The organism is Paenibacillus aurantiacus (assembly GCF_042431225.1).
Taxonomy (GTDB): domain Bacteria; phylum Bacillota; class Bacilli; order Paenibacillales; family Paenibacillaceae; genus Paenibacillus_Z; species Paenibacillus_Z aurantiacus.
Window position 1 is genome coordinate 112662 of the sequence record NZ_JBHMDO010000055.1, and the last position, 20468, is coordinate 133129.

The 20468-nt window shown below is 61.3% G+C and carries 18 protein-coding genes; 16 read left to right on the forward strand and 2 right to left on the reverse strand.

Annotated features, from left to right (window positions below):
* The first annotated feature begins 149 nt into the window (after positions 1 to 149).
* From ACFFSY_RS34385 to ACFFSY_RS34430, 10 genes are all read left to right on the forward strand, one after another.
* Positions 150 to 1733, forward strand: a complete 1584-nt coding sequence (locus tag ACFFSY_RS34385; protein WP_377503013.1) for a PucR family transcriptional regulator — start codon at positions 150 to 152, stop codon at positions 1731 to 1733.
* Between the two features lie 203 nt (positions 1734 to 1936).
* The gene (locus tag ACFFSY_RS34390) at positions 1937 to 2497 is read left to right on the forward strand and encodes a nucleoside deaminase (protein ID WP_377503015.1); all 561 of its coding nucleotides are present in this window, start codon (positions 1937 to 1939) and stop codon (positions 2495 to 2497) included.
* On the forward strand, positions 2494 to 3006 hold the full coding sequence (gene uraD / locus ACFFSY_RS34395) for a 2-oxo-4-hydroxy-4-carboxy-5-ureidoimidazoline decarboxylase (protein ID WP_377503016.1): 513 nt from the start codon (positions 2494 to 2496) through the stop codon (positions 3004 to 3006). The genes ACFFSY_RS34390 and uraD overlap by 4 nt, the downstream gene beginning before the upstream one ends.
* 35 nt (positions 3007 to 3041) lie before the next feature.
* Complete coding sequence (uraH, locus tag ACFFSY_RS34400) at positions 3042 to 3419, forward strand: hydroxyisourate hydrolase (RefSeq protein WP_377503018.1); 378 nt, start codon at positions 3042 to 3044, stop codon at positions 3417 to 3419.
* A 15-nt stretch (positions 3420 to 3434) separates the two neighbouring features.
* A complete protein-coding gene (allB, locus tag ACFFSY_RS34405) occupies positions 3435 to 4814 on the forward strand; it encodes an allantoinase AllB (protein WP_377503020.1) in 1380 nt (459 codons plus the stop codon).
* Between the two features lie 28 nt (positions 4815 to 4842).
* A complete protein-coding gene (locus tag ACFFSY_RS34410; RefSeq protein ID WP_377503022.1) occupies positions 4843 to 6087 on the forward strand; it encodes a M20 family metallo-hydrolase in 1245 nt (414 codons plus the stop codon).
* A 39-nt stretch (positions 6088 to 6126) separates the two neighbouring features.
* Positions 6127 to 7371 carry a (S)-ureidoglycine--glyoxylate transaminase gene (locus ACFFSY_RS34415; protein WP_377503024.1) on the forward strand — a complete coding sequence of 415 codons (1245 nt, stop codon included), beginning with the start codon at positions 6127 to 6129 and terminating at the stop codon, positions 7369 to 7371.
* Between the two features lie 380 nt (positions 7372 to 7751).
* The gene (locus ACFFSY_RS34420; protein ID WP_377503026.1) at positions 7752 to 8837 is read left to right on the forward strand and encodes an ABC transporter substrate-binding protein; all 1086 of its coding nucleotides are present in this window, start codon (positions 7752 to 7754) and stop codon (positions 8835 to 8837) included.
* Positions 8838 to 9026: 189 nt separating this feature from the next.
* The gene (locus tag ACFFSY_RS34425; protein WP_377503051.1) at positions 9027 to 9764 is read left to right on the forward strand and encodes an ABC transporter ATP-binding protein; all 738 of its coding nucleotides are present in this window, start codon (positions 9027 to 9029) and stop codon (positions 9762 to 9764) included.
* Between the two features lie 51 nt (positions 9765 to 9815).
* Positions 9816 to 10709, forward strand: a complete 894-nt coding sequence (locus ACFFSY_RS34430; protein WP_377503028.1) for an ABC transporter permease — start codon at positions 9816 to 9818, stop codon at positions 10707 to 10709.
* A gap of 372 nt (positions 10710 to 11081) precedes the next feature.
* On the opposite strand, the gene ACFFSY_RS34435 is transcribed toward ACFFSY_RS34430, so the two are convergent.
* Positions 11082 to 13112: a beta-galactosidase gene (locus ACFFSY_RS34435; protein WP_377503030.1), complete on the reverse strand. Its 2031-nt coding sequence runs from the start codon at positions 13110 to 13112 to the stop codon at positions 11082 to 11084.
* Between the two features lie 135 nt (positions 13113 to 13247).
* Between ACFFSY_RS34435 and ACFFSY_RS34440 the strand changes: the two genes are divergently transcribed.
* Both ACFFSY_RS34440 and ACFFSY_RS34445 read left to right on the forward strand, forming a co-directional pair.
* A complete protein-coding gene (locus tag ACFFSY_RS34440) occupies positions 13248 to 14123 on the forward strand; it encodes a helix-turn-helix transcriptional regulator (protein WP_377503032.1) in 876 nt (291 codons plus the stop codon).
* A 192-nt stretch (positions 14124 to 14315) separates the two neighbouring features.
* Positions 14316 to 15704 (forward strand): HNH endonuclease, encoded by a 1389-nt coding sequence (locus ACFFSY_RS34445; protein WP_377503034.1) that lies wholly within the window; start codon positions 14316 to 14318, stop codon positions 15702 to 15704.
* A gap of 84 nt (positions 15705 to 15788) precedes the next feature.
* Here ACFFSY_RS34445 and ACFFSY_RS34450 read toward each other — a convergent pair whose 3' ends face one another.
* A complete protein-coding gene (locus tag ACFFSY_RS34450) occupies positions 15789 to 15974 on the reverse strand; it encodes a hypothetical protein (RefSeq protein ID WP_377503036.1) in 186 nt (61 codons plus the stop codon).
* A gap of 239 nt (positions 15975 to 16213) precedes the next feature.
* On the opposite strand from ACFFSY_RS34450, the gene ACFFSY_RS34455 reads away from it, so the two are divergent.
* The 4 genes from ACFFSY_RS34455 to ACFFSY_RS34470 all read left to right on the forward strand — a co-directional run bounded on the left by ACFFSY_RS34455 (position 16214) and on the right by ACFFSY_RS34470 (position 20177).
* Positions 16214 to 16906 carry a response regulator transcription factor gene (locus tag ACFFSY_RS34455; RefSeq protein WP_377503038.1) on the forward strand — a complete coding sequence of 231 codons (693 nt, stop codon included), beginning with the start codon at positions 16214 to 16216 and terminating at the stop codon, positions 16904 to 16906.
* A complete protein-coding gene (locus ACFFSY_RS34460; protein WP_377503040.1) occupies positions 16903 to 18399 on the forward strand; it encodes a sensor histidine kinase in 1497 nt (498 codons plus the stop codon). The genes ACFFSY_RS34455 and ACFFSY_RS34460 overlap by 4 nt, the downstream gene beginning before the upstream one ends.
* A 74-nt stretch (positions 18400 to 18473) precedes the next feature.
* The gene (locus tag ACFFSY_RS34465; protein ID WP_377503041.1) at positions 18474 to 19607 is read left to right on the forward strand and encodes a beta-propeller domain-containing protein; all 1134 of its coding nucleotides are present in this window, start codon (positions 18474 to 18476) and stop codon (positions 19605 to 19607) included.
* Between the two features lie 156 nt (positions 19608 to 19763).
* A complete protein-coding gene (locus tag ACFFSY_RS34470; RefSeq protein WP_377503043.1) occupies positions 19764 to 20177 on the forward strand; it encodes a YjdF family protein in 414 nt (137 codons plus the stop codon).
* Positions 20178 to 20468 lie beyond the last annotated feature (291 nt).

Here is a 20468-nt window from a genome sequence, read left to right on the forward strand (position 1 = left end):
GCGATAGCCGTTTCGCCTTGACCTTTTCCAAAATAATGCGGGGCTCCTGCGAGCGTTGTTAACATTTGGTCTTGAACTTCCACACCTCTTCGCATAATGTAAGGTTATATAACATGATGGAAAGCGAGTCATCTGCGGAGGTGCGTGGAATGTATATGACGGTGGAACAAGCGCTGAAAGTCTATCCGTTGTCGGAGGCGAAATTGATTGCGGGCGAGGCGGGCAAGCGGAGAATCGTGAAGTCGGTCAATGTCATGGATGCCCCCGATATTACGGATTGGATCAAGGAAGGCGAGATGCTGTTCACGACGGCTTACCTGATCAAAGACGAGCCGGAGGATGCCGAGCGGCTGCTGTATAAGCTGAACCAATGCGGGTCTGCCGGGCTTGGCATCAAGCTGGGACGGTTCTGGACCGAAATTCCGGCCAATCTCATCCGCAAGGCGAACGAGCTGGGTTTTCCGCTCATCCAACTGCCGTACCAGTTCACCTTCTCCGACCAAATGAACGGGCTATTCCGCGACGAGATGAAACGCAGTACGGGCGCGATGCAGGACGTAATGGGCAAGCATGTGCGGCTTATGCGCTACGCGCTGCAGGCCGAGCCGATCGAAAGTCTGTTCGACTCGGTGGCCGAAGTGATCGGCGATCCGATCGCCGTCGTCGGCTCGCGCGGCCAGATGATGCACAATTCATCCGGCGTCCCGGATGACCTGCTGCTCGCCAAGCGCCCGTGGCCGATTCATGCGCAGTGGATCAAGACGCCGGAGTGGCAGGCGTATCGCATTCCGCTAATGAAGCAGCAGATGTGTACCGGATTCGTGTTGTTTTTCAGCCCGCAGCCGTTCCTCTCCACGATGGAGGAAGGTCTTTATTCGCAGGCGGCGGAGCTGATCGCGCACTATACGAATCTGCGGCTGGAGGATTATTTCGCGATATCGGTGCAAAAGGATTTCGCCCAGCTCATCAAACGCTACTTGAAACACGGCCTGCCGCTTGCTACGCTGCACGCGTACGCCGAACGATGGGAGATCGACCTTCTGCGCCAGCCCTACAGGGCGGTACTGACCGATCTGCCGGCTGCGCCGGTCGCCAAGCAGCGGGCGGAGTTGATCGAAGGCTTGAAGTCCGCGTTCCTCAGCCATGCGCGCATCCAGGAGCTGCAGGGCGTTCATGTGGCGCTCGAAGACGGACTGCTGTCGATCCTGCCGGATGAGGACGGCGGCGCAGAGGCGCGGATTGAGTCCGCGTTCACGGCGTGCTTCGCCAGCTGGCAGCGGGGCGGGCGAGAGCCGCAATCGATCGTGAGCAGCCGCAAGCGTCAAGGGGATCAGCTGTTCGAAGCATTCGACGAATGCTGCCGTGCCCGCAAGCTGGCGGTCGATTGGGAGCTGGGCGGTGCCATCATCGCCTATGAATCGCTGGATTTGGCGCTCGTCTTCGAGCAGGTGTCGGAGAAGCGGATGAAGACGTTCTGCGACCGCTGGCTCGGCCCGCTGCTCGAGAAGGAGCCGGACTACGCGCAGGAGATGCTGCGCACGCTCGAGACGTATCTGGAATGCGACGGCCAGCTCGGCGAGACGGCGAAGCGCTTGTTCATCCACCGCAATACGGCGACGTACCGGATCGAGAAGCTGAGCGAGCTGCTGCAGGTCGATTTCAAGAAAATGAACGATTTGATGAGGCTGAAGCTTGCTTTCGTCTTCCGCAAAAGGTTGGAACGGCAGCCGTAAGGGACGGGATGCTTCGTTTCGTCAACGGGGAGGCGTTCGAAGAATGGAAGCGGCCGGATTCCTGGCGTCGTGCATGCGGCGTGGCAGTCCGATCCCTCACTTTCGCTCGCCATGGCACGATGCACAATTAATGTTTGCGCCTTTCATCATCATTTCCAAACAACATGTGAGCTTAATTGACCCATGGAGAATACGCGCCTATAGTGTGGATAACGAATCGGCTGCCGCAGCACAATGAATGGCGGCTTGCGGTTGAAGGGGGCGCAAGGAAAGTGGAGGAACGCGAGCGTGACTTGCATATCCGGCTGCTGCGCAGATGCGTGGAGCTGTCGAAGGCGGCCAGAGAAGGGGGCAACACGCCATTCGGCGCGCTGCTTGCGGGGCCGGACGGCCGCATTTTGCTCGAGCAGGGCAATATCGAGATTACGGAGTCGAACTGTACGGGACACGCGGAGACGACGCTCATGGAAGCGGCCTCCAAACGATATTCGAAACAACAATTGTGGGACTGCACGCTGTATACGTCCGCCGAGCCGTGCGCGATGTGCGCGGGCTCCATCTACTGGGGCAACGTCGGGCGCGTCGTATACGCGATTTCGGAGAAAAGGCTGGCGGAGTTGACCGGGGACGACGAGCAAAATCCGACGCTTGATCTGCCGTGCCGCGAAGTGTTCGCGCGCGGGCGCAAGCCGGTCGTCGTGATCGGGCCTTTCCCGGAAATCGAAGCGGAGGCGGTCGCCGCGCATGAGGGGTATTGGACATGAAACTAACCATCGAACAAGTAAACGGACTAAGCGCGGAAACGTTCATCGAGACATTTGCCGCCATATTCGAGCATTCGCCGTGGGTGACGGAGCAGGCGGAGCAGGGGCGTCCTTACCGTTCAGGCGCGGATCTGCACGAGGCGATGCTGCGGATCGTGCGGCAGGCGCCGAGCGACGCGGAGCTGCATTTTATACGGAAGCATCCGGATTTGGCGACGCGCATGGCGATGGGCGAATATTCGGTCAAGGAGCAGCAAGGCGTGGGGCTCGACCGGCTCTCGCCCGAAGAGTACGAGCGCTTCACGACGATGAACCGCCGGTATATGGAGAAGTTCGGCTTCCCGTTCATTTTCGCGGTGCGGGGCAGAACGAAAGCGGATATCGAAGCGTCCATGGCGGCGCGGATCGACAATACGGCGGAGCAGGAGCGCGAGGAGGCGATGCGGCAGATCGGCCGGATCACGCGGCTGCGGCTGGAGGACTTGATCGCGTTCGGGGAGACGGAGTAACGGGCAGGGTGAAATCGCGGGGGAGGCGACGCGGGATGAGCGGACGGTTGACGACGCATGTGCTGGATATGTCGGTGGGCGGCCCGGCCGTCGGTTTTCGGATCGAGCTGTGGCGGCTTGGCGGTGCGAGCGGTCCGGTTGGTTCGGAAGCTGCGGTGCGTATCAAGGAAATTCGTACGAACGCCGACGGGCGTGCCGATGGGCCGCTGCTGCAGGGCGAAGAGCTGCAAGCGGGGTTGTATGAGCTGGTCTTCGCGGCGGGCGAGTATTTCACTTCGCGGCGTGGGGTGGCCGAGAATGAGCTGTTCCTTGATGCGGTGCCGGTCCGGTTCCGCGTAGGCGACACGGGGGCGCACTATCATGTGCCGCTGCTCGTCGCGCCGGGCGGCTATAGTACCTATCGCGGAAGCTGAAGAGGAGGGGTTCGCATGGGAGAGCGCTTTGATCTGATCATCCGCGGGGCGGAGGTCGTCACCTCGTCGGACGTGCGCAGGCTGGATATCGGCATTCGGGACGGGCGGATCGCCGCGCTCGAAGCGGGATTGTCGGCGCTTGCCGCGGACCGCGTCATCGACGCGCGGGGCAAGCTCGCCTTGCCGGGCATGATCGATATGCACGTTCATTTCAACGAACCGAATTTCGGCCATTGGGAAGGCTTCCGGAGCGGTTCCGCGGCGCTCGCCGCCGGGGGGATTACCGCCTATGCGGATATGCCGCTCAACGGCAACCCTCCGACGGTGACGGTCGAGGCGCTGCGGCTCAAGCAGTCGCTTGCGGCCGGCAGCTCGTCGGTCGATTACGCGATATGGGGCGGCCTCGTGCCCGGCAATGCGGAGCAGCTGGCGCAGCTGCATGCGGAAGGGGTCATCGGCTTCAAGGCATTCATGTCCAATCCGGGCGGCGAAGGCGAAGGGCGCTTCCGCGAGGCGGACGACGCGACATTATATGAAGGGATGAAGCGGATCGCGGCTTTCGGCGGCCTCGTCGCTCTTCACGCGGAGAGCGAAGCGATGACGAGCGCGCTGCACGCGCGGGCGGCAGCGGAAGGGCGGCTGGACGCGCGGGCGTTCATCGAAGCCCGCCCGGTCGCGGCGGAGCTCGCGGCAGTGTCGCAGGCGATCGCGATGGCCGAGGATACCGGGTGCAGCTTGCATTTCGTGCATATCAGCAGCGCGGACGCGGTCGAATTGATCGAACAGGTGAAGTGGCGCGGCCTCGATGTGACCGTTGAGACATGTCCGCACTATCTGACGCTGACGGCAGGCGACATGGAACGGCTCGGTCCGGTGGCCAAGTGCGCGCCTCCGTTGAGGGACGCGGAGCAGGTCGAACGGCTCTGGAGTCATCTGGCCAAAGGTCATATCGACATTGTCGCTTCGGATCATTCGCCAAGCCCCTGGTCGATGAAAAGCTTGGAAGGCCGAACCTTCGCGGACGCGTGGGGCGGCATTGCCGGAGCGCAGAGCAGCTTGGAGCTGATGGTGGACGAGGCGCTTGCGCGGGGGATACCGCTTCCCCGGATCGCGGCAGTTACGGCTGCAGGCCCGGCCAAGCGGCTTGGCTTATATCCGCGCAAAGGCGAGATCGCGGTCGGGTTCGATGCGGACATCGCGATTCTCGACCCGGAGGCGGGCTATACGCTGCGCGAGGAGGATTTGCTGCAGCTTCACAAGCACAGCCCGTATATCGGCCGGACGTTCTCGTGCCGGGTCGACGCGACGCTCGTGCGCGGGGAGACGGTGTACGACAGGCGCGATGGGCTGCGGCTGGCCGGATTCGGCGAGCTTGTGCGGCCGATTCGCGCTTGATCTGATTCGCATAAAGGGGAGAGCGGCGATGGAGCCACTGGAACATAGGGAGGCCTCCGCCGGTCTCATGGAACTGCTGGAGGAGCTGGCCGTCTACGGGGCCGACCCGGAGGGCGGCGTCACCCGGCTGTTGTATTCGCAACCGTGGGGAGAAGCGCAGCGTTATTTGGCTGGCAAGATGCGGCAGGCGGGCTTGTCCGCGCGCTTCGACCGGGCGGGCAATCTGTTCGGCAGGCTGGAAGGAGCGGAGCGAGAAGCCGGCGTCATCCTGACGGGCTCGCACGTCGATACGGTCGTGCGCGGCGGCAAATACGACGGCGCGTACGGGATCGCGGCCGGCATCGCGGCGCTTGCGTATCTATCGCGGACGTTCGGCGTGCCGAAGCGCTCGCTCGAGGTCGTCTCGTTCTGCGAGGAAGAGGGCAGCCGTTTCCCGGTCACGTACTGGGGCTCCGGGCATGCAGCCGGCAAGCTGGATTGGGCGCTCGCGGATGCGGTATCCGACCCGGACGGCGTAACTCTGCGCCAAGCGATGGAGGCGGCCGGCTTCGGCGCTTCCGAGCAGCCTGACTGCCGCCGGACGAACTTGGCCGCATACGTGGAGCTCCATATCGAGCAGGGCATCGTGCTGGAGCGGAGCGGCGAACCTATCGGCATCGTCGAGACGATCGTCGGCCAGAGGCGCTATGCGATATCGCTCTCGGGCGAAAGCAATCATGCCGGGACGACGCCGATGGGGCTGCGCAAGGACGCCCTGGCTGGCGCGGCCGCGATGATCGCCGCGCTGGAGGCCATGGCGCTTGAGTACGGCGATCCGCTCGTCGCGACCGTCGGGCGTCTGGACGCCGAGCCGAACACGCCGAATGTCGTCGCTGGCCGCGTCCGGTTCACGCTGGACATTCGACTGGACCGCGAGGACGAGCTGGCACGCTTCTGCGAGGAGGCGCTCGCGCGGCTGGCGTCGATCGCCGCGAAGCGGGGGCTCGCTTTCGAGGCAGCCAACTGGCTGGCCACGGCGCCTGCGCCGATGGATGCGAGGCTCGTCGCGCTGCTTGAGCGCGCGAGCGTGGCGGCGGGCTTGAAGCCTCGCCGAATGGTCAGCGGCGCGGGACATGACGCCCAGCTCATGGCTGGCATTTGCCCGTCGGCGATGCTGTTCGTACCGAGTCGGGGGGGAATCAGCCACTCGCCCGATGAGTATACGGCGCCCGCGCAATTGGAAGATGGCGTCCGCGTGCTGGCCGCCGCCTTATATGAGCTGGCCTATCGTTAATTCGCATCCGATTTGACCATTACAAAGGAGCTTGTGATCATGAACGCATATCCAGAATTGTCGCCGTCTCCGCGCACGATCATGACGCCTGGCCCCGTGGAGGTCGATCCCCGCGTCCTTCGGGCGATGTCGTATCCGATCTTGGGCCAGTTCGATCCGGAATTCACGACGCTGATGAACAACACGATGGCGATGCTGCGCGAGCTTTTTCAGACGGGCAATCAGTGGGCATATCCGGTCGACGGCACGTCGCGTTCCGGCATCGAGGCCGTGCTGACGGGGCTGATCGAACCGGGAGATCGCGTGCTTGTGCCGATCTATGGCCGGTTCGGCCATTTGCTCGTCGAGATCGCGGAGCGCTGCGGCGCCGAAGTGTCGATCATCGAGCGCCCATGGGGCGAGGTGTTCGATCCGCAAGAGGTCATCGACGCCATTCATCGCGAGAAGCCGAAGCTGGTGGCGATGGTGCACGGCGAGACGTCGACCGGCCGGCTGCAGCCGCTGGCGGATATCGGGCGCGCCTGCCGGGAGGCGGACGTGCTGCTCGCGGTCGACGCGGTGGCGACGATCGGCGGCGTTCCCGTCGAGAGCGACGCGTGGTTCCTCGACGCGGTCATCGGCGGGACGCAGAAGTGCCTCTCCGTGCCTTCGGGCATGTCGCCGATCACCTACAACGAGCGGGCCGAGCGGAAGATTCTCGCGCGCAAACGGGTCGAGCGGGGTCTTCGTTCGGGCGATGCGGACGAGATCGGGACGACCGGCTTCCGCATTCAGAGCAACTACCTGGACTTAAGCCAGCTGCAGGACTACTGGAGCCCCGCGCGGTTGAATCATCATACCGAGATGACCTCGATGCTCTACGGGCTGCATGAAGGGCTGCGCATTCTGCTGGCGGAAGGACTTGCGGCGCGGTTCGCGCGCCATCGGCTCCACGAGGAGGCGCTCGTTGTAGGGCTTAAGGCGATGGAGCTTGTGCTCTACGGCGACCCGTCGTGCAAGCTGCCGGTCGTTACGTGCGTCGCCATCCCGGATGGTATCGACGGCGAGTCGGTCCGCTCCATGCTGCTGCATCGGTTCGGCATCGAGATCGCCAGCTCCTTCGGCCCGTTGAAGGGCCGAATTTGGCGCATCGGCACGATGGGATACAGCTGCAGCCGCAAAAACGTCCTCCACACATTGGGCGCCTTCGAAGCTGTGCTGGCGCGTCACGGGCTCAAGCTGCCGGCCGGCGAAGCCGTGCAAGCGGCGCTGGACGTGTACGACCGGCACGGCGTGCCGGTGTAAGTTCGCGGCGGGTTCGAGGACGCGCCGCAGTAGCTATTGTAGCGCACGTATGAGACATATCGAGGGAACTCGCGTTTCGGCAAGTTGCGACTTGCTGGAGCGCTTTTTTGCGCTTGTGGTGTGTCCGAGGTAAGGGGAGAAGGGAGCGTCAGGCAGTCATTGCGATCAGAAAGGGGTTATCTTGTTGGGGGCGATTCTTATTATCATCGTAATGTTAAGTAATCTCCCTCTTCATTCGATCCGCATGTGCAATTCACCCAATGCCATTCCTTGTTTTTAGGTATTTGCACCAAATGCATGTTAGATAAATTGACGTTACCCGGCATGGGTCGCTATAGTGAGAACAACAAAGAAACAGCCATACATGCGGAGGGGATTCGATGTTAAACAGGTGGACGTTTGGCGACGGCAAGAAAAGCTTACCTATGCGGGGGTTCGCGGCGACGGCGCTGGCGGCGATGCTCGTCATCGTGGCAGGCTGCGGAGGTAATGGCGGCAATAGCGGGCCGGCGGAGCCGGCCAACGCGGGAGTGTCCGATAACGCGGCTGCCACCACGGCGAATGCGGAAGCGAAAGAGCCGCTCGCGCTCAAAATCGTGCTTAACTGGTTCGCCAAGCACGAGCACGGGGGGCTGTATGCGGCGGAGGCGAAGAATTATTATAAAGACGCCGGACTGGACGTCACGATCGAACCGGGCGGCCCGGGCGTCTCGTCGATCCAGCTGGTCGCGTCGGGCAAAGCCGATTTCGGCATCGCGCATGCCGACCAGATCCTCCAAGCCCGACAGGAGGGCATCCCGCTCGTGGCGCTGGCGACGACGTTCCAGATTAGCCCGCAGGCGATCATGTACCACGGCGATCAGCCGATCGACGGCTTCGACGACCTGCACGGCCGCTCGGTGTTCATCCAGCAAGGGCAGCCGTATTGGGAATTCCTGAAGCATAAATACGAATTGTCGGACGCGAAGGAGCTCGCTTACACCGGGCAGCACGCGAACTTCATCAACGATGAAACATCCGCCAGCCAAAGCTTCGTCTCCGGCGAACCGTTCGCGCTGAAGGCGCAGGGCGTCGACGTGAAAACGATGCTCGTCGCGGATTCCGGCTACAAGCCGTACGCCGCTGTCATTTACACGACCGAGAAGTTCCTCCAGGCGCATCCGGACGAGACCAAAGCGTTCATCGGCGCGACCGTGCAGGGGTGGAATTATTATAAAGACAATGTCGACGAAATTACGGCGAAGCTCCTCGAGGTGAACCCGAACATGAAGAAGGAGGAGCTCGAATTCGGCGAGGAGACGCAGCGCGAGTTTATTTTCGGCCACCAAGCGGCGGAGCATGGCGTCGGCTACATGACGGAAGCGCGTTGGACGGAGCTTATGAAGCAGCTGGTCGAGATCGGCCTGTTGAAGAAAGAGCTCGACGTCGAATCGGTGTTCACGACCGACTATTTGCCTGAGGCGTAATAATCATTCCGTGTACAGCGGCATGCCTCGTGATGGGGCCGAGCTAAACGCCAACACAATAACCCCGGCTGTCCGATCGGGCAGCCGATACCCAAGAAAGGGGAGCATGCGATGAGCAGCCAGCACGCGATTGAAAACAACCAAGCGACTCGAGACCGGCAGTCGTCCGCGGGACGCCAATTGGCGCGGATGAGCGGCTTGGGCAAAATTTACGGCAACGGCACGGTGGCGCTCCAGGACGTGAATTTGTCGATCAACGAAGGCGAATTCATCAGCTTCGTCGGGCCCTCGGGCTGCGGCAAGTCGACGATCTTCAAGCTGATCGCCGGCCTGGAGGAGCGGTCGTCGGGCAATCTGGAGATTCTGGGCATGACGCCGAAGGAAGCGCGCAAGCAAAGCGAGATCGCCTTCGTCTTCCAGGACCACACGCTGCTGCCGTGGCTGAGCGTCCTCGACAACGTGCTGCTGCCGCTCGAGCTGCGCGGCATGCCGAAGGCGCGGCGGGTAGAGGAGGCGGAGCGGGCGCTCGCGCTCGTCGGGCTGCTGGAGCATCGCAAGTCGCTGCCGCGGCATTTGTCCGGCGGGATGAAAATGCGCGTGTCGATCGCCAGGGCGCTCGCCGCCAGGCCGAAGCTGCTGCTTATGGACGAACCGTTCGGCGCGCTCGACGAAATTACCCGGCAGACGCTGCAGGATGAGCTGCTCAACATTTGGCAGCAGGATCCGTCCATGACCGTGCTGTTCGTCACGCACAACACGTTCGAGGCGGTCTATCTGTCGACCGGGATCGTCGTCATGACGCCGCGGCCGGGTAAAGTATCCGCGGTCGTGGACGTGACCGCGCCGTTCCCGCGCGACGAATCGTTCCGAACGTCGGCCGCGTTCAGCGCTTGGGTGCGCGAAGTATCGGAACATATGCAGCACTAGAACGTCAGAATACGCGCCGGTTGGCGGGCGCAGCTTACGAGGGGGAGCGACATGAAGAACAACGCGGAACAAGCCGTCGCGGACGGGGCTTTCGGGCCGGGGGGCGGCGCCCGGATCGGCGGAGCGGGGACGCTCGAGACGCGGCAGGCCGAGAAAAGCGGCAAACGCCGCGCGCTGTCCGGCAAATTGCTGCCGCCCGTCATCGCGTTCATCGTCTTTATTGGCGGCTGGGAGCTGATCGTGCAGCTGATCGGCACGCCGGCTTATATTTTTCCGAAGCCGAGCGATATCGTGAGCGCCGCGGTCGAGAACTTCGACAAGCTGATGGCTTCGGTATGGACGACGATGGTCGAAGCGGTGCTCGGCTTTCTGCTCAGCATCGTGCTCGGCGTGGGCGGGGCGATACTGCTGGCCAGCAATCGTTATGTCGAAAAAGCCATCTATCCGTACGCGGTCATCCTGCAGACGATTCCGATCGTGGCGATCGCGCCGATCATCGTCATCTGGTTCGGCGCGGGGGCGAACGCGATCGTCATCATCTCGTTTCTGATCGGGTTCTTCCCGATGCTTTCGAACACGCTCATCGGGCTGCATTCGACGGATGCGAACATGCTCAACTTGTTTCACCTGTACAATGCCGGCCCGGTGCAAACGATGTGGCGCCTTCGCATCCCCGCCGCGCTGCCTTACATCGTCGCGGGCTTGAAAATTTCCTGCACGCTGGCGGTCGTCGGCGCGATCGTCGGCGAGTACATCGCCGGCATAGGCGGGGGCAAAGGCGGACTTGGTTACGCCATCACCATCGCGGCCTCGCAGCTGCAGACGGCGTTCCTGTTCGCGGCGGGCTTGTCGGCTTCGCTGCTCGGCATCGGTCTGTTCCTGCTCGTCAACTATTTGTCGGGACTGCTGCTCAGCTCATGGCACGAGTCGGAGATGAAGAGGTAACGCGAATCTCCGAACGCTGAAAGCGGAACGCCGAATGCAGAACGAAGTTCGCCCAAAGCCGAGATCAATCGCTGTAACGCCGACCTCGACGCACAGAGTGTCCAACGACGTACACCCATCGCCGATCGCGGAACCTCACCCGAAGGCCCATTGAACACCAACGCAAACATACGGTAACCGAGCTATAACCGAGCGAACGTAGCCGCCATCCAATAGAAGAAGCTCCCTTTTCGCATCGGCGATCGGGGAGCTTCTTTGACTTTCGCGCCTGCGCCTGCATGAGGCGTGCGCCAGCGAATGGCAATCTTTCTCTTGCACCTAAAGGAAGGCTCGTGTCGTCTGGTAGGCAACAGACCTTGCCGACGGTGCGGATTAACGAGCTTCCTCCACGATCAGGACGCCGCGTCCGGCAATTTCGCTGACGCCCGTCAGAGACTGGCCGCTCAGCAGGTCGGTGCCGCCGTGCTTCAAGTCGATGCTGACGGCTTCGGCGTTGTGATTCAGCACGAACAAATACGAGCGACCATCCTTCACGCGGCGCGTCACCTCGACGCCTTGGCCGGCTCCGGGCAGCGCCTGTATGCCGCGCTGCGCGCACAGCTCGCCGAGGAAGCCTTGCAGGAAGCTCGCTTCGGGGCTGGACGCGACGTAATACGCTTCGCCCGAGCCGAACCGGTTGCGCGTCAGCACCGGCATGCCTTGGTAGAAGTCCTGTCCGTATGCGGCCAGTACCTCCGCCGTCTCGGCGTGGATCAGATCGCACAGAATCGAGCAGTCGTATTCGCCTTGTAGCGAGCCGAACGCCTCGTTCATGACGAGCCGGTTCGTGCGGCCCGGATAGAGCGCGTCGATCTCTTCCGCCCAGATGCCGAGCAGGGAGCGCAGCTCGCCCGGATATCCGCCGAGCGTGACGATGTCGTTCTCGTTGACGATGCCGCTGAAGAACGTCGTGATGAACGTGCCGCCGCTTTGCGTATACGCTTCAATCCGCTTCGCCATGCCGGGCTTCACCATGTACATGACCGGCGCGATGACGATGTCGTAGCCGCTCAGGTCGCTCTCGAAGCTGATCATGTCGACGCCGATGCCGAGCTGGTACAGCGCGTCGTAATACTTGTGCACTTCGTCCACGTACTTGAGCGCGACGGTCGGGCCGCTGGAATATTCGATCGCCCATCGGTTCTCCCAGTCGTACATGATGGCGACTTTGCTGTCTGACCGGGCGCCGAGGAACGCGTCGCCGAGCTTCGAGAGCTCCGCGCCAAGCTCGGCGCATTCGCGGAAGACGCGCGTATGCTCGTGGCCGACGTGCTCGATCAGCGCGCCGTGGTACTTCTCGCAGGCGCCGACGGAGCGGCGGAGCTGGAAGAACATGACCGAATCCGCGCCGTGCGCCACTGCCTGGTAGCTCCACAGCCGCATGACGCCCGGACGCTTCAGCGTATTGTACGCCTGCCAGTTTTGCTGGCTCGGCGTCTGCTCCATAAGCAGGAAGGGCGCACCGTCCTTTAGGCCGCGCATCAGGTCGTGCGTCATGGCCGTGAAGCTGACCGGCGTGTCCGCCGCCGGGTAGTTGTCCCAGGAGACGATATCCATATGCCGGGCCCATTTGAAATAGTCGAGCGGCTTGTACGTGCCCATCAGATTCGTCGTGACCGGCACGTCCGGCGTATGCGCCTTCAGCGCGTCGTACTCGAGCTGGTAGCACTCCAGCATGCCGTCCGAATTGAAACGGGCGTAGTCGAGCGAGATGCCTTGGAAGTTCGTTCTATCGCCGCCATCCCAAGCCTCGGAGAGGGCGCTGGGCGGCACGATTTCTTCCCAATCGTAGAACGTGTGGCCCCAGAAGCGGGTGTTCCACTGCTCGTTCAGCTTGTCCAGCGTGCCGTATTTGCGCTGCAGCCACAGCCGGAAGCGCGCGGCGCAATTGTCGCAGAAGCAGTCGCCGCCGTATTCATTCGAGACGTGCCACAGCAGCAGGGCGGGATGATCCTTGTAGCGTTCAGCGAGCTTGCCGGCAAGGCGGACGGATTGCGTGCGGTATACCTCGCTGCTCGGGCAGGAGTTGTGGCGGCCGCCGAATTTGCGCTTGCGTCCTTCGAAATCAACGCGCAGAATTTCCGGGTATTGGCGTGCCATCCACGCGGGATGAGCGCCTGTGCCGGTGGCCAGACAAGCTTGAACGCCATTGGCGTGCAGCATGTCCATGATCCGGTCGAGCGTCTCGAAATTATACGTATTCTCGTCAGGCTGCAAGAGCGCCCAGGAGAAAACATTGACCGTGGCGATGTCCATGCCGGCAAGACGGATCAGCCGCATATCCTCCGGCCAAATCGACGCGTCCCATTGCTCTGGGTTATAATCGCCTCCATATAACATTTTGGGCAACTTCGATGTATCCAAGTGAACAGCTCCTTTTTTTCGTTGTATGGATGTATGTAAGCACTTTCCCATAGGCGATACTAGGATGTTGACTTTATTTTATGCTATGATGCTAGCAAGAGAAATATAATATAAGAACAGGCGGTATATGAGAATATGGAACAGAATGTCCGCCGAACGGAATACGTGGTGAACGGGCAGCTGCGGCGTTTTCTGTTCGCCCTGGGCGAGCAGGACCTTCCGCTGTACGTCGAGAGCATCGGCATGAACCCCGAGCAGGAGCCGATCGAGCGCCGCTCCGGCTATCCCGTGTTCCATTGGCTGCAGACGATGGCGGGCGAAGGCGAGTTCGAGCTGTCAGGCCGCAGCTTCACGCTTACGCCCGGCAACGGGGCGCTGCTGTTCCCCGGGGTGCCGCACGCGTACGCGAAGAAAGGCAAGACTTGGACGACGCTGTATTTGACCTTCGGCGGCACGCTGGCCGAGGCGATGCTCGCGGCGCTTGATATCCGGCATACGGATTGGTTTCATTGGAACGACGACGCGCCGATTACGACGCAGCTGTTCGACATGATCGATTCGGCGGAGCACGATGAAGACCGTACGGGGCTTCACGCTTCCGCGCAGCTGTACCGTTTCATCACGACGCTGAAGAAATACGGCCAGACGGGCGGGCGCTCGTCGCTGTTTCATCATTTGGAGAAGTTGGATCCGCTGCTGCAATGGCTGGAAGAGCGCTTCGGCGATCCCGAGATCGGTCTCACCGACATGGCGGAGCGGCTGCAGATCAGCCCGCGATATTTGAACGCGCTGTTCCGGCAGGCGTTCGGCATTACCGCTTACGCGTATTTGATTCGACTGCGCATCCGCAAGGCGAAGGAGATCATGAGCCGGAGCGAACGCCGGACGGTGAAGGAGATCGCGCTTGCCTGCGGATATCGGGACCCGAGCCATTTTATCGCCGCGTTCGGCAAGACGGAAGGGATGACGCCCGAGCAATTCCGGAAGCTGCAAGGGTGGGCGGCCCCGTGACTTTATGGCACGGATGTTTCTTGTCCCAATACAGGAATATGTAAATTTTGCGATTGCGATTATAAATGAACTTGTATTTCTCCAGAACGAAACGCGCGTCGCAGACGAAGGCGTTGCAGTCGTTTCGTCTTGGTCAGACAAGGTTAAAATCGGATAGAATTCAATTGGAACGAAAGAACGGAGCGAACGGAAATGGAAGTGAAACGATGCGGAGCGTGCGGCTTGGAGAAGCCGATCACCTCCTTCACGAAGCGTTCCGGGCGAAGCGGCCGGCGCGGGACGTGCCGCTCCTGCCAGCGCAAGCGAGGCCGGCTGGAAGCAGGCGCGGTTGAGAATGAAACGGATCTGACGCCGGCCGGCGAACAGGAGCGAGATGGAGAGATCGGGACGGTCGGGACGGTCGGGACGGTCGGGACGATATCCCCGCTGCATGAGACGGTAGGACCCGAAGAAGGCGGAGGCGCGCGGAGCCATTCGGTTCGGGCAGGTGCGGCATCGACGTCATCGTCCGGCGACGAACGCTCGGAGTCTGACGAACGCTTAGAGTCCGATGAGCGGACGGCGATGAGCGACGAGCGGGTTGAAGACATGGGCGATCAGTCTGTCAACCCGGACGCAGGGAATGAGACGGAGGCGAAGCCGCGCAAGCGCAAGCGGAGGAGACGGAAGAAGCGCGCCGCCGCGCCGCTTGAACCGCTGCCGCTCGCTCCGCTGCTGCCAGAATCGGATGCGCACGATCATGATGAGGGGGCGCAGGATGCGGAAGACAGTTGGATTCCGCTGTTGTCGGAGAGCGAACGGAGCGCAGGGGACAGTGATGTCGCGCTGGCTTTGAACGAAGCGGCCGGGCAGCCGGATTCGCCCGGCGAACCCCCTGCTCGCAAAAGAAAGCGCCGGCGGCGTCGGCGCAAATCCAAGGCGAAACCGGTTCAGACGAGCGCGCTGCCGAGTGGCGACGGGGAACGGGCGGAAGTCCAGTGGCTGCTTCCGGATGAGGATGGCGCCGAATCGTATGACGGCGAAGCCCAGTGGCAGGATGCTTCGGCAGAAGGTGCCGAGGAGGGCCATGAAGAAGGGACGCCGCCTCGCAAGCGCAAACGCAGGAGGCGGCGCAAGCGCAGATCAAGCGCCGATCAAGCTGCGGCGGCGCCCGCCCGACCGCAAATCAAGCCGCCTTACAAGCGGATCGTGGCAATCAAGGGGCCGTTCAAATTCGACGTGGGGCTGCTGAACGACCGGGGGACCGGCTTGATCCGACTGCGCGGGCGTCGGGAGACGGGCAAGCGTTGGTCGACGGAGATTCCGACCGAAATGGCGATTCGGATGGTATCGGAAGGGGCGGCTGGCATTATCAATCCTTCGCTCATCCACAAATTGTATACGAAGACGGATTTCAGGTTGCTCATCCTCCAACGAGATGATTATGTATGCAAGTACTGCGGCAGGTTCGGAGATACGATCGACCATGTCATGCCCAAATCCAAGGGCGGGTTGTCCACGCCGGACAATTGCGTTTGCGCCTGCGCGGAATGCAACTTGAAGAAAGCCGACCATTTGGATTTTGTTTTCGACGATTTTTAAGCTGCGAATGGATCAAAAAAACACCGCTTAGGCTGAAGCGCTTCCCGTGATGGAACGCTCATGAGCCCTGGCGGTGTTTTGTCATTAACGCGTCGGCCGGTTGGAAGGCCCCAGGAAAGGAGCGGTAACCGCGTGCAGGCGGCTGAACAGACCGGCGAACGCGCGTATATAACGATCCGCTTCCGCGGCAAGCTCCGCCTTGACCTCGGGGCGCCCATCCCGTAGAGCTTGAATAGCCTGTCTTCTGTATTCCGATTCGAACGTCATCATAAGCGAGTCCTCCTTAGCAATGAAGGTGTCGATCAGAAATGCAAACGCTTACACTTTTATTATACATAATATTCTGATAACTTCAAAGTGGTGAGCGCATTCCGTATAATATGCCTTGTCCCGCGTATTGTTGTCGATGCCCGGCTTCATGCTCGGGAATTGTTTACAACTTGGAAACAAAGTAGAAATGTGGCGGCAATTGGGAACCACTACAATATCGCCTTAGGGAGATGTGTATCATGGAGCATAAAATATTGGTGGTCGACGATGAGCAGAGCATCGCCAGCGCCATCGCTTACGCATTCCGGCGTGAAGGCTTCGTCGTAGAGACGGCAAGCGACGGCGAGGAGGCGCTCGCCAAAGCGGCTTCCTTCCGCCCGCACGTGATCGTGCTGGACGTCATGATGCCGAAGATGAACGGCTACGACGTATGCCGCAAGCTGGAGAATCGCAGCGGGCTAGGCATCATTCTACTGACCGTGAAGAATGACATCGTCGACAAAGTATTGGGCTTGGAGCTTGGCGCGGACGACTACATGACCAAACCGTTCGATCTGCGGGAACTGCTCGCCCGCGCGAAGGCGCTGCTTAGGCGCCTGGAGAGCAAGCCGGCCGAGGAGAAGGAGCAGAGCGCGGAGATCGGGGAGCTGCGGCTGCACGTGCCAAGCCGCACGATCACGGTCGGCGGCGCGCCCGTGGAGCTGACGCCGAAGGAGTTCGACCTGCTGGCGCTGCTCTTGACGCATCCCGAGCGGGTCTATACCCGCGACGAACTGCTCGATCTCGTCTGGAGCATCGATTATGCGGGCGGCACGCGCACGGTGGACATTCACGTGCAGCGGCTGCGCAAGAAACTCGGCGAGCCTTATCAGGAGCTGGTGCAGACTGTATATGGCGTCGGATATAAAGCGCTGCGGGGGCTCCCAACGTGAAGGGGAGCGCTCGTTACGCGGCGACCGCGACGCATCGCGAAAGACGAAAGGGGCTGCGCTTCGGGCTGACCTGGCGCTTCTCGCTCGCCCTTGCCGCGCTGCTTCTGCTTGTCGTCGGCACGCTGACCTTGCTCGTCCTGCGGGAGATCGAAGTGAACCAGCGGGAGCGAGTGGAGGCGCTCTTGAAGCAGCGAAGCGAGTTGGCCAATCTTCGCGTGCAGCAGACCTATCTGGCCAATCCGCTCGTCGATGCCCAGACGTTCCTGCGCCGCTCGGGTCCGCAGCTGGCCGCGGACTTGGGCAGTCTGCTCAGCGGCGCTCATGTGGTGCTGTACGACGCGAACGGGCGCGAGGTGGGCAACTCGCTGCCGCTCTCGAGAACGGATGCCGTGCGAGATACGCTCGATTATGCGTTACAAGGCAAGATCGCTTATGAGGTATCGGAAGATCAGCTCATCTATATGGCACCTCTCATGTGGACGATTGGCCAGGTCGGCGTCGTTCAAATTCATTACTCGCTGCAAGCCGACCGTCTCTTCTATGATTCGGTGGCGGCCGGCATGCGCAACATCGGCATAGGCGCGCTCGCGTTCAGTTTCCTGCTCGGCTTCTTGTACGTGCGGCGTGTCGTGCGGGCGATTCGTAGTCTGCACCTGGCGGCTGGCGACATCCGCGAAGGGCGATATATAACCGAATCGCCGGTGAAGCGGCGGGACGAGCTGGGCGAGCTGAGCGAAGGGATAGCCTACATGAGCCGGGAGATCAAGAGCAGCTTCGAACGGCAGAAGCAGTTCATGGGAAGCGTCAGCCACGAGTTCAAGACGCCGCTAACGTCGATTATCGCCTACACGGATTTGCTCGATATGTATCGCGACGATCCTCAGCTGCTCGAAGAGGCGCGGGCCAACATGCGCAAGGAAGCGGACCGGCTGCTCGAGATGGTCGAGAAGGTGCTGCGTCTCTCCGAGCTGGAGCAATATGAGTTCAGCCAGCGCGCCGAAGCTGTGCCGCTGCGACCGCTGCTTGAAGAGGCAGCCCGTCGCCTTCAAGCCAAGGCGACGCAGCTGGGTATCGCGATCCGGACAGAATCGGAAGAGGTAACCGTGATGGCCGACCGGGAGAGTTTGGTCCATATTTTCCTGAACGTGCTGGACAACGCGGTCAAATATAACGAGCCCGGCGGCCGGGTCGACGTCAGCTGCTCCATGCGGGGCGGCAATGCGATCGTGCGCGTTCGCGATACGGGCATCGGGATACCCGATGAAGCGCGGGCGAAATTGTTCGAGCCGTTCTATACGGTCAGCAAGGATCGGGCGCGGCTCAGCGGCGGCACAGGGTTGGGCCTGTCGCTCGTGAAGCGGCTCGTGCTGCTGCAGGGTGGAGCGATCGAGCTTTTGCCTTCGGCAAGCGGCGCGCGGGGCGTAACCTTCGAAATTACGCTGCCGATTGCTTCATCGGCGAGCGCAGCGCACGAGCAGCGTTTACAACGTTGAAACAAGACGGAGACGATCCCGATAACCGGAAGGGTTAATCTAGAGACATCTAAGGGAGTGGAGGGATACAGTCTATGAAGAGAATGAGAACAACCATCGAGAGACTCCATATGACTGCTGCGGTTGCCGCTCTTGCGTCCGCGCTAACGCTGACGGGATGCGCGGCAGGCGATGCACAGCCGGATCGTGAGGTCATCCGCAAAGAAGAGAAAACGATTACCGTCGTCGGCAGCGAGCCGGCGGAGAAGCCAAGCGGCGTCATCGTGACGAAGATTGATTCGCAAGATGGCGTGCGGGGGATGGATTGGATCGGGGAGGAGGAGCTGATCGTGGCCGAACCAAGCGACCAGGCCGCTCCGATCGCCGGCGAAGGAGGCTCGCGGCAGCCGAACAATTTGTTCGTGCGCGACCTACCCTCCGGGACCGACGAAGCGTTGAAGCCGGCGAATCAAGATCAAGGCGGAGCAGTCGTCTCGCCGGACCGCAAGCACGTGTTCTACAAGCAGTACGAAGGGGAAACGGCGAAAGGGTTCATTCTGAATCTGGATACGCGCGAAGCGGTGCCGACGGGACAGATGCCGCTCGGCATCTCCGACGGAGAATGGGCCGACAACGAGCGTATCGTGTTCGCGACGGAGGACGGCTCGCTCGCCAGAGCGGATGTGACGGGCAAGACGGAATTGTTGTACCGGACGGGTGATTTCGCGACGGCCAATCCGCAGCAGCGGGGCGACCTCATTTACTATGTGGGCAAAAATTATACGCTGCAAGCCTATAATACGCAGACCGGCAAAAACGAACGGCTCGCCGCCGATGTGGTCTGGTTCATTCCGTCTCCGGACGGCAACCATTTCGCCGTCGTCAAGCGGATCAGCAAGGACGGCCAGCCGCTGCAGATGGAGCTGGCGTTGACCGACACCGCGCTGAAGGTGAAGAAGTCGATCGCCAAGGGCAATCAAATCTTCGGGGCAAGCTGGTCGCCGGACGGCGCGCGCATCGCGTACACCGTCACCTCGGAAGGCGGCGGCACGCAAGGCGTCTTCGTGGCGGATGCCGTATCGGGCGCGGCGACGCCGATCTCGGTTGACGTGCAGTATGCTTCGGATCCGCTGCGATGGAGTCCATCCGGCGGCAAGCTAATCACCGCAACGTCGGAGATGAAGGATAACCGCATGACGTTCAAGACGTACGTGACCACGTTCAAGTGAGTCCGTTGCAGGTTGCGAACGGCTTCCATATACTAGAAAAAGAGCGAAGAAACACGGTCTGGTTGGTAGTCCAGGCGCATTGATCGCCGCAATGTCAGTATCCTTCCCCCCCTCGGGATGTCCATCGCTCTTCATCGAAGATGGAGGGGAAGCCGCATGAAGTTAACGGTCTATTGGGAAAATGGTTTTTGGTACGGACTGATCGAGGATGAGCGTGACGGGCGCATTGTCGCCTATCGTCACACGTTCGGCTCGGAGCCGCATGACGCCGAAGTGCTGACTTTCGTTCATGATCGAATGATGCCGGCCATCGGAAGCGTCATGAGTGGGATCAACCGTACGGGTATGAAGCCCGCGGCGCGCGTGTCGCCCAAGCGGCTGCAGCGTCAGGTGGTCAAGCAGCTTCAGCAGCATCCGGCGTTCTCGCAGGCGCAGGAAGCATGGAAGCTGGAGCTGGCGCACCGCAAACGCGAGAAGCACTCGCTTGCCAAAGAGGAGCGCGAGGCGCTCCGCTCGCGCAAACGAATGCTGGCCGAGGCGAAAGCCAAAGCGAAGCATCGCGGACGGTAGCTTAAGGCCGGGCCTGGCGCTGTGTAAGGCGCATGCGCGTTGCGCGGGTCGGCGAAACAAGAAGGGGCCGTCTCAAAAGGGTTGAAGTAAGTGACTCCTAACTTGCGAATGGCCTCCAATTGCACAAAAAATGGCGTTACAGGGTCTTATCCCTGTGATGCCATTTGCCATTTTCGGTCCACTGCGGCTTTTTTCAGCAAATTATGGGCAAGCGAAAGCCACCCGACCTCGAGGCTCACTTTTGGCAAGCCCCGAAGCAGGAATCTTCGGAATCCCCGGTTGTTCTTCATC

Coding starts and splice junctions, on each gene's coding strand:
- ACFFSY_RS34385 (WP_377503013.1), top strand. CDS start 150: ATGTATATGACGGTGGAACAAGCGCTGAAAGTCTATCCGTTGTCGGAG.
- uraD (WP_377503016.1), top strand. CDS start 2,494: ATGAAACTAACCATCGAACAAGTAAACGGACTAAGCGCGGAAACGTTC.
- uraH (WP_377503018.1), top strand. CDS start 3,042: ATGAGCGGACGGTTGACGACGCATGTGCTGGATATGTCGGTGGGCGGC.
- allB (WP_377503020.1), top strand. CDS start 3,435: ATGGGAGAGCGCTTTGATCTGATCATCCGCGGGGCGGAGGTCGTCACC.
- ACFFSY_RS34410 (WP_377503022.1), top strand. CDS start 4,843: ATGGAGCCACTGGAACATAGGGAGGCCTCCGCCGGTCTCATGGAACTG.
- ACFFSY_RS34415 (WP_377503024.1), top strand. CDS start 6,127: ATGAACGCATATCCAGAATTGTCGCCGTCTCCGCGCACGATCATGACG.
- ACFFSY_RS34420 (WP_377503026.1), top strand. CDS start 7,752: ATGTTAAACAGGTGGACGTTTGGCGACGGCAAGAAAAGCTTACCTATG.
- ACFFSY_RS34425 (WP_377503051.1), top strand. CDS start 9,027: ATGAGCGGCTTGGGCAAAATTTACGGCAACGGCACGGTGGCGCTCCAG.
- ACFFSY_RS34430 (WP_377503028.1), top strand. CDS start 9,816: ATGAAGAACAACGCGGAACAAGCCGTCGCGGACGGGGCTTTCGGGCCG.
- ACFFSY_RS34440 (WP_377503032.1), top strand. CDS start 13,248: ATGGAACAGAATGTCCGCCGAACGGAATACGTGGTGAACGGGCAGCTG.
- ACFFSY_RS34445 (WP_377503034.1), top strand. CDS start 14,316: ATGGAAGTGAAACGATGCGGAGCGTGCGGCTTGGAGAAGCCGATCACC.
- ACFFSY_RS34450 (WP_377503036.1), bottom strand. CDS start 15,974: ATGATGACGTTCGAATCGGAATACAGAAGACAGGCTATTCAAGCTCTA.
- ACFFSY_RS34455 (WP_377503038.1), top strand. CDS start 16,214: ATGGAGCATAAAATATTGGTGGTCGACGATGAGCAGAGCATCGCCAGC.
- ACFFSY_RS34465 (WP_377503041.1), top strand. CDS start 18,474: ATGAAGAGAATGAGAACAACCATCGAGAGACTCCATATGACTGCTGCG.
- ACFFSY_RS34470 (WP_377503043.1), top strand. CDS start 19,764: ATGAAGTTAACGGTCTATTGGGAAAATGGTTTTTGGTACGGACTGATC.